Raw genomic sequence first — 15,448 nt, 5'->3', positions numbered from 1 at the left:
CGAGGGCTACCACACCGGACGCCCGAACGAAAGGGTGCCCAGACCCGTCGCGGGATGCGAGCATGGAAAAGGCGTGCTCGGGGCGCGGGAAGGCGGTGGGGTGTGGGTGGTTTCGTGGCGGAATACACGGTGCTGCGGTGGGGGATCGCAGCGGCCTTCGGCCTGGCGGCGGTTCTGGTGGCGAGCAGGCTCCCGGTGTTCGCACTCGGTGGTGTCGCCGGTCGTGCGCCGGGTCCGGGTTCGATCGCCGATCACGAGTCCGATGCCGCGCACCTGCTGATGTGCCTGGTGATGCTGGCGATGCTGGTCTTCCCGATGGCCGCGGCGCCGGACGCCCTGCGCGGCGTACTCACCGCGATGCTGGTGGTGTACGCGGCGGTCCTGACCGAGCGAATATGGGCTTGGCGCAACGGCGACTGCGCACCCGCACGTGCCGCCACGATCGGCTATCACCTGGTGGCGGCCGCGGCGATGCTGTGGTCGATGTCCGGGCACGGGATGAGGATGAGCATGGATCGGCCGCACACCGGGACGGCTGTCCTGATGCTCCTGTTCGCGGCGTTGTTCGTCCTCGACGCCGTCCTGATGTTCGCGCCTGGCCCGAAATCGCTTCTGCGCCATACGATCGGGCATGCGGCCAGCCCGGTGGCGGTGATTCCGCACGTGGTGATGGATCTGGGCACCGCTTATATGCTCGTCGCGGCGGCGCTGAACTGAATTCGGCCCTCTCGGTCGATCATGCCTCGGCCACAAGGGGATTCGGGGCGGAACCGTTTGCGATGGGCCATTCGTTTCGGCTCGCGCTCGGCCCGGGCCGCCAATCCTGAACGGTCCCAAGGGCCTCACGCTGACCCGCGCCCTGCTCAGCGCTGGTGCGGGTTCGCCTCGTCGATTCGGCGGCCGGTCCGGCGACGCTCAGCTGGATCTGCTGGCCGTGCCGTGATCAACGGCGATGGCCGCGTACTCGACGAGTACGCGGCCATCGCGAGATGTGCTGCGGCACTATAACGCCCGTGAGGTCAGACCTCGGCCGCGGCCAGCGCCTGGGTGGACTGCACCGCCTGCCCCACGCCCGCGACGATCGCGGCCGCGCGCAGCGCCTCGAAGATCACCTCACGCGAGACGCCCGCCTCGCGCAGGGTGTTCTCGTGCGCCTCGAGGCAGTGCTGGCAGCCGTTGATCGAGGAGACCGCGAAGGACCACAGCTCGAAATCGGCCTTGTCCACACCCGGATTGCCGATGATGTTCATCCGCAGCCCGGCGCGCAGGTCGTCGTACCGGCCTTCCAGGAACGCCCGGCCCCGGTAGAACACGTTGTTCATGCCCATGATCGAGGCCGCGCCGAGAGCGGCGTTGTACGCCTCCGCCGACAGCGTGTCGGCGGCCTCGTCGGCGATCTCGCGCAGCGTGAGCGCCGAGCGGGTAGCGGCCGCCGAGGCCAGCAGGGTGCCCCACAGCTGCTGTTCGCTGAGCACGGTCGAGCGCGCGATGGACGACAGGTTGAGCTTGAGGTCCTTGGCGTACTCGGGGAGCGAGTTCTTCAGGTTCTCGACGGTCACAGCTGGTAACTCCTTCGGGTTCGGGCTCTAGACGGCGGCGGACAGCAGTTCGCCGGCGTTGATGGTCGGGTCGCCCTTCTTCCAGTTGCACGCGCACAACTCGTCGGACTGCAGTGCGTCGAGCACGCGCAGCACCTCGTCCACGTTGCGGCCGACCGAACCCGCGGTGACCGAGACGAACTGGACCTCGTTGTTCGGGTCGACGATGAACGTGGCGCGGTCGGCGACCCCGTCGGCGTTGAGAACGCCTGCGGCAGTGACCAGTTCACGCTTGAGGTCCGACAGGATCGGGAACGGGAGGGTCTTGAGATCCTCGTGCTGGGCGCGCCACTGGAAGTGCACGAACTCGTTGTCGACCGAGGCGCCGAGGACCTGGGCGTCACGGTCGGCGAACTCCTCGTTCAGCTTGCCGAACGCGGCGATCTCGGTGGGGCACACGAACGTGAAGTCCTTGGGCCAGAAGAACACCACGCGCCACTTGCCGGCGTGGTCGTCGCTGCTGACCTGGGTGAAATAATCGTCGGGCTGCTTCGCGTCGACCTTGGACAGGTCACCGCCGATCACTGCGGTGAGGTTGTACGCCGGGAACTGGTCGCCGATGGTCAGCAGAGCCATGCTGTGAGTCTCCTTCGTCCTTCGTTGTCGGGATTGCCGTGCGGAAGTGTGTTCGCTGTGATCTTGCCCGCAATGCGGCTAAAGGTAAACGTGATCAGTCGCACTATACTGATAGGCGTGACTGATCAGACTTATCAGCCCACCCTGTCACAGCTGCGTGCGTTCGTGGCGATCGCCGAGTATCGCCACTTCGGTACGGCGGCTGCGCGATTGAGCGTGAGCCAGCCCACGTTATCGCAGTCGCTCGCATCGCTGGAAAACGGCCTGAAACTGCAACTGATCGAACGCAGTACGCGGCGCGTTCTGGTGACCCCGGCGGGCAAACGTCTGCTGCCTCAAGCGATGGCGACGCTCGAGGCAGCCGACCGGTTCATCGCCTCCGCGGTCGGCGACGGGCGCGGCGGCACGCTGCGGCTGGGCATCATTCCGACGGTTGCGCCATATGTGCTGCCCGCCGTGCTGCCGGAACTTCGCCGCCGGTTTCCGGCGATGGTGCCGCACGTCATCGAGGATCAGACCGCGCGCCTGCTGGACAGCCTGCGCAACGGCGTTCTGGACGTCGCCCTGCTCGCGCTGCCGTCCGATACCGGCGGCATGCTCGAAATTCCGCTCTACAGTGAGGAATTCGTCCTCGTGGTGCCCGACGGGCACGAATTGTCCGGCCGCACCGGACTATCGCCCGCCGCGCTGGACGACCTGCCGCTGCTGCTCCTGGACGAGGGCCACTGTCTGCGGGATCAGACCCTGGACCTGTGCCGCGCCCAGGATGTGCGCCCGGGACCGGTCGGGGACACCCGGGCCGCCTCGCTCTCGACGGTCGTGCAGTGTGTCGCAGGCGGTTTGGGCGTGACGTTGATCCCGGAGATGGCCGTGGCGGCCGAAACCGCCCGTGGTGCAATGCGGATCGCCCGATTCGCCGCGCCCGCCCCCGGGCGCACGCTCGGGCTGGTGTTCCGCGGATCGACCGCGCGCACCGAGGATTACGAACAGCTCGCCGATGTGATTCGCACGCAGCGTCCGATGTGATCATCTCCGAAGAAACGCGAGGCCGAGTGTCCTCGCGCACAAATTCGGACAGATGCCCAGGCGTCCCGGGCCGATGCGATTGACCAGCAGGTGAGCGTCTGGGACGCTCTCGGCGTGCGGATTCATCATCTCAACTGCGGCAGCATGGCACTGGGTACCGTCGATCACTGTCTGCTCATCGAGACCGGCGCCGGACTGGTTCTGGTGGACACCGGATTCGGTCTCGGTTGTGTGCGTGATCCGGGCACGATGGTGGGGCCGAGCCGTTTCGTGCTCGGTCTCGAACTCGCCGAACACGAGACGGCGTTCCGCCAGATCCAAGGGCTGGGGTACGACCCCGCCGATGTCCGCCACATCGTGCTGACCCACCTGGACTTCGATCACGCGGGCGGACTCTCGGATTTCCCGGAAGCGACCGTGCACGTGCACGGGCCGGAATTCCGGGCCGCGACCGCGCGCCGGACGTTCTCCGAGCGGACCCGGTATCGGGCGCAGCAGTGGGCGCACGGGCCGCGCTGGATGGTGAACGAAATCGACGGCGGCGAGGAGTGGTTCGGTTTCCGCGCGGTGCGCGATCTGCCCGGTCTGCCGCCGGAGATTTTGGTGGTGCCGCTACACGGTCACACTCGCGGGCACGTCGGCGTCGCGATCGATACGGGCCGCGGATGGCTGCTGCACGCGGGCGACGCCTTCGGCGTCGGCAGCGAAATCGATCCGGCACAACCACATACGCCGTTGCTGTGGCGGCTGTACGAGCTGGCCGCGGTGGCCGGATTGCCCTACCGGGACAACCGTCGTCGGCTGCTGGAATTGAACCGCGCGCACGGCGCCGATATCACCATTTTCAGTGCTCACGACGGCGCGGCGTTCACCCGCCTGACCTCCTCGACGGTGCGCCCCACGCGATGGCGTGGCGGCGAATCCGGAGCGTGAGTCAGTTCACCACCCCCAATATCATGTTTCCGGCGCGCCGATGAGGCACCATGGGTACATGACACGTAATGCGCCCCAGCTCGATTCCGATGTGCCGGTCGCGCGCCCCGATCAGATCGCGCGAATCGTCGCGGCGTTGGCCGCGCTCGATACTCCGGCACCGCAAATAACTGGCGAACTCGCCGGCGGTACTCGATTCCGCGTCGCGTACCGCGTCCTGCCCGACGGGCGGGTCGAACGCGGACTCGCGTGACGGAAGACGCCGTGGGCGGCCCAGCCGGGCCGCGCCGCGATACCGCCGCGCCCGCGGGCCGGTCGAGTTCGCTATCGCGGCAGGCTGACACGCTATTCGCCTATGGCACGTTGCAGTTCGGTCCGGTGCTCGTGGAGTTGCTCGGGCGGGTGCCCGACGCGGAACTCGGCGTGGTCCGCGACCGGCGGGTGGCGGCGTTACCGAAACGTGCCTATCCCGGCCTGGTCGCCGAACCGGGCCGAATGGCCTCCGGGCTGGTGTTGCAAGGACTTACCCGGGCGGACTGGGAGGTCATCGATGCGTTCGAGGACGAGCAGTACGAGCTGCGTACGGTCCGCGTGATCGGCCGGGACGAGCCGGTGCCGACCTACGTGTGGACCGACGTCGTCACCGAACAGGACTGGTACCCTGAGCAATTCGCCGTCGACCACCTCCACGGATACGCCACCCTGTGCGCCCGCTGGCGCGCGGAATTCGCCCGCCGGGCGCGCTGAGAACGTTCGCTGTGCGAAAATAATTGCGGTAGTTGAGTTTTCAACTCCGAGATCGGAATGTCCCCCGGAGACGGGAATCTTCGGCCGCGTCGTCGGCCTGTCGCGGTTGAGCTGGGGAGCGTGTCATCACCGGGGCAGTGCGCGATGGGCGGTTTTCGTTACGGAGGGTCGCGGCCGCTCCGGATGTCGAGGTGCGTGATCGCGGTGCGCGTACGGTGACGATATCCGCTGCGGGAGCTTCCGCGGCGAGGATGAGCCACCGGTAGACGGGTTGATTCGTGCGTGGCCGCAGTCACATTCCGAGGTCGCAGGCTGCATAATTGCTGCACAGCCGCGGCGATCCCAACTATGCAGGATGCTCAATCTTCAGTGCGAAGGTTGTTCATTTCGCGCTACGGGGACAGTATGGCGACGTCGAATGCTCAATCTAGGCCGCACCCGATCGGTGCCGGCCGGACGGGTGGAACTGATGACCGAGCTCGCAGACCGCGATCTGATCCCAGCACCGTACGATCTCGCAGACCGTTATCGAGTCGGCGCGGGAACCGTCGTCCTGACCGGAGTCCAAGCGATCGCGCGACAGTTGGTGGAACAGCACGTCCGGGATCTGCGTGCGGGCAGGCGGGTGGGCACCTTCGTCTCCGGGTATCAGGGCTCGCCGCTGGGCGGTGTGGATCGGCTGCTGGGCGAGATGCCCGAGGTACTGTCCGAGCACGACATTCATTTCGTACCGGCTGTGAACGAGGAGCTCGCGGCCACGTCGGTGTGGGGCTCTCAGGCCGATCTGCCCGCGGGGAATTCCACGCACGACGGGGTTGTCGGGGTCTGGTACGGCAAGGGGCCCGGACTCGATCGCGCCACGGACGCGTTACGTCACGCGACCGTGTACGGCGTCAACTCCCGGGGAGGGATGCTGCTGCTGGTCGGGGACGATCCGGCGGCGAAGTCCTCCACGGTGCCCGCGGCGTCGGAACGATCCCTGGCCGCGATGAACATTCCGGTGCTGTTTCCGCGCAACGCCGGTGAGATCGTCACGATGGGGCTGCACGGTGTCGCGCTGTCGCGGGCCTCGGGTTGCCCGGTGGCGCTGAAGATCGTCGCCGATGTGGCCGACGGCGCGTGGACGGTGCCCGCGACGATCGGCGACATCGATATCGTCGTCCCCGAAATCTCCTGGGAGGGTGTGCCGTTCACGTTCCGGCAGCGGCCGATGGGTGCACCCGCGGACAGTCTGCTCGGCGAGGCGGATCTGCACGGTCCGCGCTGGGCGACCGTGCTGGCCTACAGCACGCTCAACGATCTGGACGTCATCGAGGTGAACCCCGAGCGCGCCGAGATCGGTATCGCGGCAACCGGAACCGCATACGATGCGATGCGCCAGGCCCTGACCGATCTCGGCGTGGACGACGCCGCGCTGCGGAGCGCCGGGGTACGCCTGCTGCGCATCGGAATGCCGTACCCTCTTGCCCCCGAACGGGTCCGCGAGTTCGCCGCGGGTCTGTCCCGGCTGGTCGTGGTGGAGGACAAGACAGCCTTCGTCGAGACGCAGATCCGCGAGATCCTGTACGGCACGACGGATGCTCCGCATATTCTCGGCAAACGCGATGACGAGGGCCGGCCGTTGTTCGCCTCCGACGGCGAGCTCACCGCCGGGCGGATCCTCGCGCCGCTGCGCCGCGTGCTGGACGGGCACCTGGAGATGAAACGTCCACTCCCGCAGCCGCTGTCGCTGTCGGTGCTGCCGACGAAGCGCGCCGCCTATTTCTGCAGCGGCTGCCCGCACAACCGCTCGACCGCCGTGCCGGAAGGTTCCCTGGCCGGTGGTGGAATCGGGTGTCACACCCTGGTGACCATGTCCGATCGGACCGACAGCAAGGTGGTCGGGCTGACTCAGATGGGCGGGGAGGGCGCGCAGTGGATCGGGCAGGCCCCGTTCACCGATGTGCCGCATCTGTTCCAGAACATCGGTGACGGAACGTATTTCCACTCCGGTCAGCTGGCCGTACAGGCATGTATCGCCGCCGGGGTGAACATCACCTACAAGCTGCTCTACAACGACGTGGTCGCGATGACCGGAGCGCAGAATGCCGAAGGGGCGCTGGCGGTTCCACGGCTGACGCGCAAGCTCACCGACGAGGGTGTGCGGCAGATCGTCATCTGCGCCGACGAACCCGGTAAATACCGTAAACGCGACCTCGCGCCGGGAACCCTGCTGTGGCACCGCGATCGGCTGGACGAGGCGCAGCGGATGCTGCGCCTGGTTCCCGGGGTCACGGTGCTGATCTACGACCAGCACTGCGCGGCGGACGCGCGTCGCAAGCGCAAGCGCGGCGCACTGCCGGTGCGGCGCACCCGCGTGGTGATCAACGAGGCGGTCTGCGAGGGCTGCGGCGACTGTGGTGTGCAGAGCAACTGCCTGTCGGTGCAGCCGGTGGACACCGAATTCGGGCGCAAGACCCGGATCGATCAGACCTCCTGCAATACCGATTACAGCTGCCTGAAGGGCGACTGCCCCTCCTTCGTGACGGTGGAACTGCCCGAACCGGGCGATCAGTCGTCGCGGAAAGCGCAGCGCGGCAAGCGGGTTCGTCCCGAACCGCCGACGCTGCCCGATGTCGGCGTCGAGGCGCCGAACGGCACCCAGAACGTCTTGCTGGCCGGAATCGGCGGTACCGGCATCGTGACCGTCAACCAGGTCCTGGCCACCGCCGCCATGCGAGCCGGATACCGGGTCGCGGGCCTGGACCAGATCGGGATGAGCCAGAAGGCCGGTCCGGTGGTGTCCCATATGCGTTTCGCCGCGACCTCGCTCGAGCCCGCCAACCGGCTCACACCCGGCTCGGCGGACTGCATTGTGGCCTTCGATCTGCTCGCCGCGGTCGATGCGAAGAATCTGGCCTACGGGTCCGCGGCGGAGACGATCTCGATCGCCTCGACCAGCCGGACGCCCACCGGTGCGATGGTGTACGACGCGGCGGTCCGGTATCCCGAGACCGAGGATCTGCTGGCCCGGCTGTCCGCGGTGTCACGCTCGGTGACCTCGTTCGACGCGCTGGCCGCCGCGCAGGCTCTGTTCGGCAATGCCACGGCCGCCAACTTCCTGCTGGTCGGGGCGGCTTACCAGGTCGGTGGGCTGCGGTTGCCCGCCGCGGCGATCGAGGAGGCCATCGAGATCAACGGCGTCGCGGTCGCCGCCAATATCGCGGCCTTCCGGTGGGGGCGTGCGGCGGTGGCGCGTCCCGAGGAATTCGCCGCCGCGACCGCACCGCGTTCCGGCGGGCGCAGCGTACCCGAGACTCCGGCGGAGCTGCTGGACGGTCTGAGCGCGACCGGGGAGACCCGGCGGCTGGCCGAGCGGCGTGCGGGCGAGCTCGTCGGTTTCGGGGGCGTGCGCGTGGCCCGCGAGTACATCGACCTCGTTCAGCGGGTGTGGGAATCCGAACGGAAGGTCACCGATCGAACCGAATTCAGCGAGCAGGTGGCGCGCGGGCTGTACAAGCTCACCGCCTACAAGGACGAATACGAGGTCGCTCGGCGCCTGACCGATCCGGCGTTCCTCGACGAGGTCGCCGCCGCGGTCCCCGACGGCGCGAAGCTGACCTATCGGCTGCATCCGCCGATCCTGCGCGCACTGGGTCGCACCGAGAAGATCGGTCTCGGCCCGCGGACACATCTGGCCCTGCGCCTGCTGGCCAAGGGGAAGCGTTTGCGCGGCACCGCATTCGATCCGTTCGGTCATACGCACGTGCGCCGCGTCGAACGCGCCCTGCTCGCGCACTACACCGAGATGATCGATACGCTCCGCACCACTCTGTCCGCCGATTACGACGGCGCAGTCGAAGCGGCCGCCCTGCCCGAGGTGATCCGCGGCTACGAGCAGATCAAACTCGACAACGTCGAGACCTATCGGAGTCGCCTCCGGGCGTTGGAAATCGACCCGCCGGTTCTGCCGTAGCGGCACTCGCGGGCCGGGAGCGCGCGAGGCTCAGAACCCTCGCCGCTCCCGGGGCACGAGCAGGCAGAGCAGGGCGACGATCAGGCCGCCACCCACCGCGTAGAGCCCCCAGGTGCCGCTGAACAGGTGGTGGTAGTCGTTGCGGATCTGATCGCCGAGGGAGCTGTCCAGACGCCAGGCCAGGACGCCGAGGGCAGCCAGGCCGACCAGGACGCTCAGCCAGCCCAGCAGACGCGAACCGAACAACGTCGCCAGCAGGATCACCGCGGCGACGCCGAGCAGAACTATCGCCAGCGACGTCTGCAGGCTCACCGACTGGGCCTGGATCTGGTCGAGGCTGCGACCGGCGGGGAACCCGTCGCGTAGTTCGGTGAGCTGCACATGACGAGCCTCGACCGTGCCGATGAGCGGCCCGAAGGTTCCCACCGCCACCGCGATAGCACAGAGCAGCAGCAGGAGGTGGACGAAAGTGCGCATACTCCAGGGTATTGCGAACCAGGTGATTTCGCCCACAACTTGCGGACGTCGAGCCGACGCGCAGGTCTCAGCCGACGCCCACCGGCGACCGCAGCGCGTGCGGTTCGATCGCGCCGCGAATCAGGGCCCGCTCGTCGACCGTCTCGGCGCGATACGGCAGCTTCGACAGGGTCGCGGTCATCTTCGCCACCGGATCGTCGATCACCTTCGGCGTGCCGAACAGGAAGGTCCACTCGTGCTCGTCGCTGACGTACGGCACGACCGTGGGGAACAGGGCGTGGAACCGGGCCCACGAACGCTTGAGCGTCTCGTTGCGCCACATGGTCTGACACCCCGCCTGGACGGCCAGCACACCGCCCTCGGACAGCAGCGCGCGGCATCGCTCCAGGAATTCGTCCTCGTACAGCCGGTTGTGCTGCGCCTCCTCGACCCGCTCGTCGGGCAGATCGATGCAGATCAGGTCGTAGCGCACACCCGCGGCCTCGGCCTCGGCCAGGAAATCCCAGCCGTCGGCGAAATGCATCTTGACCGGGCCCGACTGCGCGACCGCCTCGGCCAGATCCGCCGGAGAGTATCCGTAGGGGAGGTGCTCGGCGCACAATTCCACCTCTTGCCGGTCGATATCCACGTGGTCGACGATCGACGCGCCCGCGGCCACCGACATCTGCGAGGCCACCCCTTCGCCGGAACCGACGATCAGCACGCGGTCCAGCTTCTCGGCCAGCGCGTCACCGGGCACGAGCATGGCCTCGTGATAGGTCAGCTGGGAGAATTCGGTGGACTGGCGATCTTCGTCGGAGAACAGGCTCACGCCCTGTTCGGTACGCGCGATCACCATGTGCTGGAACGGAGTTCGGGTGTCGACGATGACGTCGTGCAGATCCCACACCCGGGTCGTGCCCGGGCCGACCGGCTCGTGGATACGCCGGCCGCCGCGCCCGCGCTGGATCACCTCCGTGTGCACCGACGTCGGGGAGAGTTCCTGTTGCAGCAACTCCACCGCCGTGGTCGCGCCCGCACCGATACTTCCGCAGGTGAAAACGTCGACGAAGATGTCGCCGGATTCCGGATAGGTGTGGATGGACGCATGGGATTCGGAGAGCAGCGCCAGCACGGTGACGCCCTGCGGATCGAACTTCTTGTGCACGACATCGCAGATGGTCACCCCCGCGGCGACCAACGATTTTCGAAGGGCTGCTTCGAGTCGTTCGAGATCGTCGCACAGGGCCGTGTCGACACCACCGAACTCGGCCAGCACGTGCCAGCCGGTGAATTCTGCTGTCATTGCTGAACTCACTCTCGCTCAGCGCCGATGACATGAACAGTCAAAGGCGGAAAACCGTTGAAGGACACCGACGAATAGCTCGCCGTATAGGCGCCGGCATCGAGGATCCGAACGGGATCGCCGGCTCGCAGCGTGGTCGGGAGAAGGACCCGCGTGCGTTGATAGAGTACGTCGTCCCCGTCGCAGGTCGGACCGGCAATCACCGCCTCGTCCGCTGCGTCACCGTCTCGCGAGGTCACGATCCGGTAGGCGATGTACTCGTTCTCGGTCTCGGCCATTCCGTTGTACCGGCCGATGTCGAGGTATACCCAGCGCCGCCCGTCCGGCGCGATGCGCACGTTGACGACCTCGGCGTGGATCACTCCGGCATTGCCCACCAGGGCGCGGCCGGGTTCCACGACGACGTCGGTGTGCTCGGGAAGGTGGCGTGCGGCCGTCTCGGCGATCACCGCACCCAGCTCGGACAGCTCCGGCGCCGGATCGGCGTACGAAATCGGCAGTCCGCCACCGATGTTCACCGATCGCACCGGAATGTCCTTGACCGCCAGCGCCTCGGTGATCGCGGCGGCCTGCTCGATGCCGATCTGCCACGCGGACGGATCGAGCTGCTGCGAGCCCACGTGGAAGTAGGGGCCCACCGGTACGAGTCCGAGATCGCGGGCGCGCACCAGCAGCCGCACCGCCTCACCCGGGGCGCAGCCGAATTTCGTGCCGAACGGCGTGCGCGACTGCGGCGTCGAGGCCAGGAACCGGCACTCCACCTGCGAACCCGGCGCGTGTTCGCTGATCCGGGTCAGATCGTCCTCGCTGTCGAAGGCGTAGCGGCGCACGCCCGCCGCGTAGGCCGCCGCGATATGGGCGGCCTTCTTGATCGGGTTGCCGAAGCACAGCGTCGCGGGATCGACGCCGAGGGCGAGGCACTGCTCGATCTCACCGATACTGGCGACGTCGAACTCCGAGCCCTCGTCGGCGAGCAACCGGATGATCTCCGGCATGGGAGATGCCTTGACCGCGAACCGAATTCGTATCGGATGACGGTTCCCCAGGCCACTGAGCGCGGATCGCAGTGCGCGGAAGTTGTCGCGCACCCGGGCGAGGTCGATGACGAGATAGGGCGACTCGGGCGCGTGTGGACCGAACAATCTGAGCGAACTCTCTTTCTTCCGGGCAGTCTCCCACGGCGGACAGCGAGCGAGAGCGTATCAGCGGGAGGCGGTGTGGAACGAACTGCTCATCCCGCACTCACCGTGACCTCGTCGAACACCACTTCGCCGGCGGCATCGGAGGCGGGCAGATCGACCACCGCGTCGATCGACCAGCCGTGGTCACCGGCCGGATCGTCGAGTACCTGACGCACCCGCCACAGATCGGGTCTCTGCTCGATCTGGAACAGCCGTGGCCCGCGGGCCTGCGGGCCGGTGCCGATTTCGTCGTATTCGGCGAAGTAGGGTTCGAGTTCGGTCTCCCAGTCCGGGCCGTCGTCGAGGTCGTCCAGGGCCGCCCAGCGTCCCAGTGCCGCCAGCTCCACGCGGCGGAACATGGCATTGCGCACCAGGACTCGGAACGCGCGCTCGTTGGCCGAGATCGGCCGGACCGTCTCCGAGCCGAAGGCCAGCTGTTCGGAATCGTTCTCCGCACCCGGATTGGTGAGCTGCTCCCACTCGTCCAATAGACTCGAATCCACTTGGCGCACAAGCTCGCCCAGCCATTCGGTGAGGTCCTCGAGCTCCTCGGTGCGTGCGGATTCGGGCACCGTGCGGCGCAGCGCGCGGTAGGCGTCGGCCAGATAGCGCAAGACCACGCCCTCCGAGCGAGCCAACTCGTAGTTGCTCACCAGTTCGGCGAAAGTCAGTGAGCGCTCGATCATTTCGCGCACCACGGATTTGGGCGACGGTGTGAATTCCGACACCCACGGATGACCGCCGCGATAGGTCTCGAAGGCGGGCTCGATCAGCTCGGCCAGGGGTTTGGGCCAGGTGACCTCTTCGAGCAGTTCCATCCGCTCGTCGTATTCGATGCCGTCGGCCTTCATCTCCGCGATGGCCTCGCCGCGCGCCTTGTGCTGCTGGGCCATCAGCAGCTGACGCGGATCCTCGAGGGTGGACTCGATGATGGAGACCACGTCGAGGGTGTAGGTGGGCGCGGAGTCGTCCAGCAGATCGAAGGCGGCCAGTGCGAAGGGCGAGAGCGGCTGATCGAGGGCGAAATCGCGTTGCAGATCGACGGTCAGGCGTGCGCGTCTGCCGAGGGCGTCGGGTTCGTCGAGTTGCTGCACCACTCCAGCATCGCGCAGCGCGCGGTACAGGCGAATCGCCTTGACGATATGTTTGCGCTGCGCCGGACGCGGTTCGTGATTGTCCTCGAGCAGATGCCGCATCGCGTCGAAGCAGTTCCCGGGCCGGGCGATGACGTTGAGCAACATCGCATTGGTGACCTGGAACCGCGACACCATCGGTTCGGGCGCGGCGGCGACCAGCCGGTCGAAGGTCTCCTCCGACCAGGACACGAAGCCCTCCGGCGGTTTGCGCAGCTGCACCCGGCGCTGTTTCTTCGGATCGTCGCCCGCCTTGGCGCGCAGACGCGCGTTCTCCACCTCGTGCTCGGGCGCCTGCACCACGACCGTGCCCATGGTGTCGTATCCGGCGCGTCCGGCCCGTCCGGCGATCTGATGGAATTCCCGCGATTTGAGCCGGCGCGTGCGCACACCGTCGAATTTGGTCAGGCCGGTCAGCAGGACCGTACGGATCGGTACATTGATGCCGACGCCGAGAGTGTCGGTGCCGCACACCACTTTCAGCAGACCTTCCTGGGCGAGGCGTTCCACCAGGCGGCGATATTTCGGCAGCATTCCGGCGTGATGCACGCCGATCCCGTGCCGGATCAACCGTGAGAGCGTCTTACCGAAGCCGGTGGCGAATCGGAATCCGCCCAGCGCCTCGGCGATCGCCTCCTTCTCCGCCTTCGAGGCGAAGTTGACACTCGTGAGCGCCTGGGCGCGTTCCAGTGCGGCGGCCTGGGTGAAGTGCACGACGTACACCGGGGCCTGGCTGGTGGTGACCAGATCCTCCAGGGTTTCGGTGATCGGGGTGCGCACGTACGAGAACATCAGGGGTACAGGACGTTCCGTGCCGCTCACGATCGCGGTCGGGCGTCCGGTGCGGCGGTGCAGATCGTCGGCGAAGAAGTCGACCTCGCCCAATGTGGCCGACATCAGCAGGAATTGGGCCCGCGGCAGTTCGAGCAGTGGCACCTGCCAGGCCCAGCCGCGATCCGGATCGGCGTAGAAATGGAATTCGTCCATCACCACTTGGCCGACATCGGCGTTCGCGCCCTCGCGCAGAGCCAGATTCGCCAGGATCTCCGCGGTCGCGCAGATGATCGGCGCCTCCGGATTCACCGCGGCGTCACCGGTGACCATGCCGACCCGGTCCGCGCCGAACACCTCGCACAGGGCGAAGAACTTCTCGCTGACCAGGGCTTTGATCGGTGCGGTGTAGTAACTGCGCTGGCCGGTGTTCAGCGCCGCGAAATGCGCGCCGATGGCGACCATGGATTTACCGGAGCCGGTCGGAGTCGACAGGATCACATTGGCCCCGGTCATTAGCTCCAGCAGCGCCTCCTCCTGCGCCGGATACAGCGTCAGCCCCTGGTCGGAGGCCCAGCCGGAGAACGACTCGAACAGCCAATCGGGATCCACGTCGGGCACGGCACGGTCGGGGATCAGTTCGGACAGCTGCACTGTGCCCATTCTGCCTATGCGCTCGTCCGGCATCCGCACGGCCCCCGCGGCGTTCTGTCAGGCCAGGATGCAGCGGTTATCCGCTCAGCGCAGGTCGCCGTTCTCGGGGGTGTCCGAGTCGCCGAATCCGGACTGCTCGGCCAGGAAACGCTCGAATTCCGCGCCCAGCTCCTCACCGGTCGGCAGATCGGCATCGCTGGCCAGCAGGCTGGACTGACGCTCCTGGGCGGTGACGAAGCTGTCGTACTGGCGCTCGAGCGCCTGAACGACCGTCTCCACCTCGGTATTGCCCGCGATGTGCTCGTTGACCTGCTCGCGCACCCGCGCCGCGGCCTCGCCCAGCGCGGCCAGCGGCAGATCCAGACCGGCGTTGTCGGCGACGTTCTCCAGCAGCGTCTGCGCGGCCTCGGGATATGCGGTCTGCGCCAGATAGTGCGGCACGTGGACCGAGAAGCCGATCGACTCGTGACCATGCTGGGCCATCCGGTACTCCAACAGCGACGACGCGCTGCCCGGCACCTGCAACTCGCCCGGCCAGCGCTGATGCTCACCGATCAGGTCGCGGTCGTTGGCATGTGCGGTGACGCCGAGCGGGCGGGTGTGCGGGATCGCCATCGGAATGGCGCTCAGGCCGATCGTGCGGCGCACCCCGAGCTGTTCGGCCAGCAGCCGCACCGCGGTCACGAACTTCTCCCAGCGCAGATCCGGCTCCAGCCCGGCCAGCAGCAGGAACGGGGTCCCAGCGCTGTCTTTCACGGCCCACAGGGTCAGCTCGGGTTCGGCGTAATCCGAGAAGTGGTCGGTCTTGAACGTCATGAGCGGACGACGCGAGCGGTAGTCCAGCAGCTCGTCCACATCGAAGGAGGCGACCAGCTCCGCTTCGAGACTCTCGCGCAGATGGGTGGTGGCCAGACGTACCGCATGTCCGGCGTCGGTGAAACCTTCCAGGCCGTGTACCAGCACCGGACCCGCACCGTCGTCGGCCGACAGCTGCGGAGCGGGGAACTCCAGTTCGTACATTCGCGACTCGTAATCCTCCATCGCTTACTCCTTCCTGGTGGTCCGCCACAACCGGCCGGCGGGCGGGGCGGTGGCGAACCGTGCGCCGCCTG

Annotated in this window: 13 protein-coding genes; 6 read left to right on the top strand and 7 right to left on the bottom strand. The window is 67.3% G+C overall.

Annotation, left to right across the window (positions count from 1 at the left end):
* Positions 1 to 102: 102 nt before the first annotated feature.
* Complete coding sequence (locus tag NM2_RS05885) at positions 103 to 717, top strand: DUF5134 domain-containing protein (protein WP_067664877.1); 615 nt, start codon at positions 103 to 105, stop codon at positions 715 to 717.
* A 302-nt stretch (positions 718 to 1,019) separates the two neighbouring features.
* Here the strand turns inward: NM2_RS05885 and NM2_RS05880 are convergent, their stop codons facing one another.
* Both NM2_RS05880 and NM2_RS05875 read right to left on the bottom strand, forming a co-directional pair.
* Positions 1,020 to 1,559, bottom strand: a complete 540-nt coding sequence (locus tag NM2_RS05880; protein WP_067664875.1) for an alkyl hydroperoxide reductase — start codon at positions 1,557 to 1,559, stop codon at positions 1,020 to 1,022.
* Positions 1,560 to 1,586: 27 nt separating this feature from the next.
* Entirely contained in the window at positions 1,587 to 2,174 is a 588-nt protein-coding gene (locus NM2_RS05875) for a peroxiredoxin (protein ID WP_067664873.1), read from the bottom strand.
* 117 nt (positions 2,175 to 2,291) lie between these two features.
* On the opposite strand from NM2_RS05875, the gene NM2_RS05870 reads away from it, so the two are divergent.
* The 5 genes from NM2_RS05870 (at position 2,292) to NM2_RS05850 (ending at position 8,835) form a co-directional block, all read left to right on the top strand.
* Positions 2,292 to 3,200: a hydrogen peroxide-inducible genes activator gene (locus tag NM2_RS05870; protein WP_067664868.1), complete on the top strand. Its 909-nt coding sequence runs from the start codon at positions 2,292 to 2,294 to the stop codon at positions 3,198 to 3,200.
* A 90-nt stretch (positions 3,201 to 3,290) separates the two neighbouring features.
* Positions 3,291 to 4,133, top strand: a complete 843-nt coding sequence (locus tag NM2_RS05865) for an MBL fold metallo-hydrolase (RefSeq protein WP_245717861.1) — start codon at positions 3,291 to 3,293, stop codon at positions 4,131 to 4,133.
* A 58-nt stretch (positions 4,134 to 4,191) separates the two neighbouring features.
* Positions 4,192 to 4,386, top strand: a complete 195-nt coding sequence (locus tag NM2_RS05860; protein ID WP_067664866.1) for a hypothetical protein — start codon at positions 4,192 to 4,194, stop codon at positions 4,384 to 4,386.
* Positions 4,383 to 4,880, top strand: a complete 498-nt coding sequence (locus NM2_RS05855) for a gamma-glutamylcyclotransferase family protein (RefSeq protein WP_169816105.1) — start codon at positions 4,383 to 4,385, stop codon at positions 4,878 to 4,880. Before NM2_RS05860 ends, NM2_RS05855 begins: the two co-directional genes overlap by 4 nt.
* Before the next feature lie 469 nt (positions 4,881 to 5,349).
* The gene (locus tag NM2_RS05850) at positions 5,350 to 8,835 is read left to right on the top strand and encodes an indolepyruvate ferredoxin oxidoreductase family protein (protein WP_067665103.1); all 3,486 of its coding nucleotides are present in this window, start codon (positions 5,350 to 5,352) and stop codon (positions 8,833 to 8,835) included.
* Between the two features lie 30 nt (positions 8,836 to 8,865).
* On the opposite strand, the gene NM2_RS05845 is transcribed toward NM2_RS05850, so the two are convergent.
* The 5 genes from NM2_RS05845 to NM2_RS05825 form a co-directional block, all read right to left on the bottom strand.
* Positions 8,866 to 9,312 carry a hypothetical protein gene (locus NM2_RS05845; protein ID WP_067665100.1) on the bottom strand — a complete coding sequence of 149 codons (447 nt, stop codon included), beginning with the start codon at positions 9,310 to 9,312 and terminating at the stop codon, positions 8,866 to 8,868.
* Between the two features lie 67 nt (positions 9,313 to 9,379).
* The gene (gene speD, locus NM2_RS05840) at positions 9,380 to 10,597 is read right to left on the bottom strand and encodes an adenosylmethionine decarboxylase (protein WP_067664864.1); all 1,218 of its coding nucleotides are present in this window, start codon (positions 10,595 to 10,597) and stop codon (positions 9,380 to 9,382) included.
* Positions 10,598 to 10,605: 8 nt separating this feature from the next.
* A complete protein-coding gene (locus NM2_RS05835) occupies positions 10,606 to 11,739 on the bottom strand; it encodes a type III PLP-dependent enzyme (protein WP_245717860.1) in 1,134 nt (377 codons plus the stop codon).
* Between the two features lie 89 nt (positions 11,740 to 11,828).
* Complete coding sequence (locus NM2_RS05830; protein WP_067665094.1) at positions 11,829 to 14,336, bottom strand: DEAD/DEAH box helicase; 2,508 nt, start codon at positions 14,334 to 14,336, stop codon at positions 11,829 to 11,831.
* A gap of 84 nt (positions 14,337 to 14,420) precedes the next feature.
* Positions 14,421 to 15,377 (bottom strand): proteasome assembly chaperone family protein, encoded by a 957-nt coding sequence (locus tag NM2_RS05825; RefSeq protein WP_067664862.1) that lies wholly within the window; start codon positions 15,375 to 15,377, stop codon positions 14,421 to 14,423.
* Positions 15,378 to 15,448: the final 71 nt, after the last annotated feature.

The sequence above is a fragment of the Nocardia miyunensis NBRC 108239 genome (genome assembly GCF_001613065.1).
GTDB classification, from domain to species: domain Bacteria; phylum Actinomycetota; class Actinomycetes; order Mycobacteriales; family Mycobacteriaceae; genus Nocardia; species Nocardia miyunensis.
This window is presented reverse-complemented; position numbering and strand designations above follow the sequence as displayed.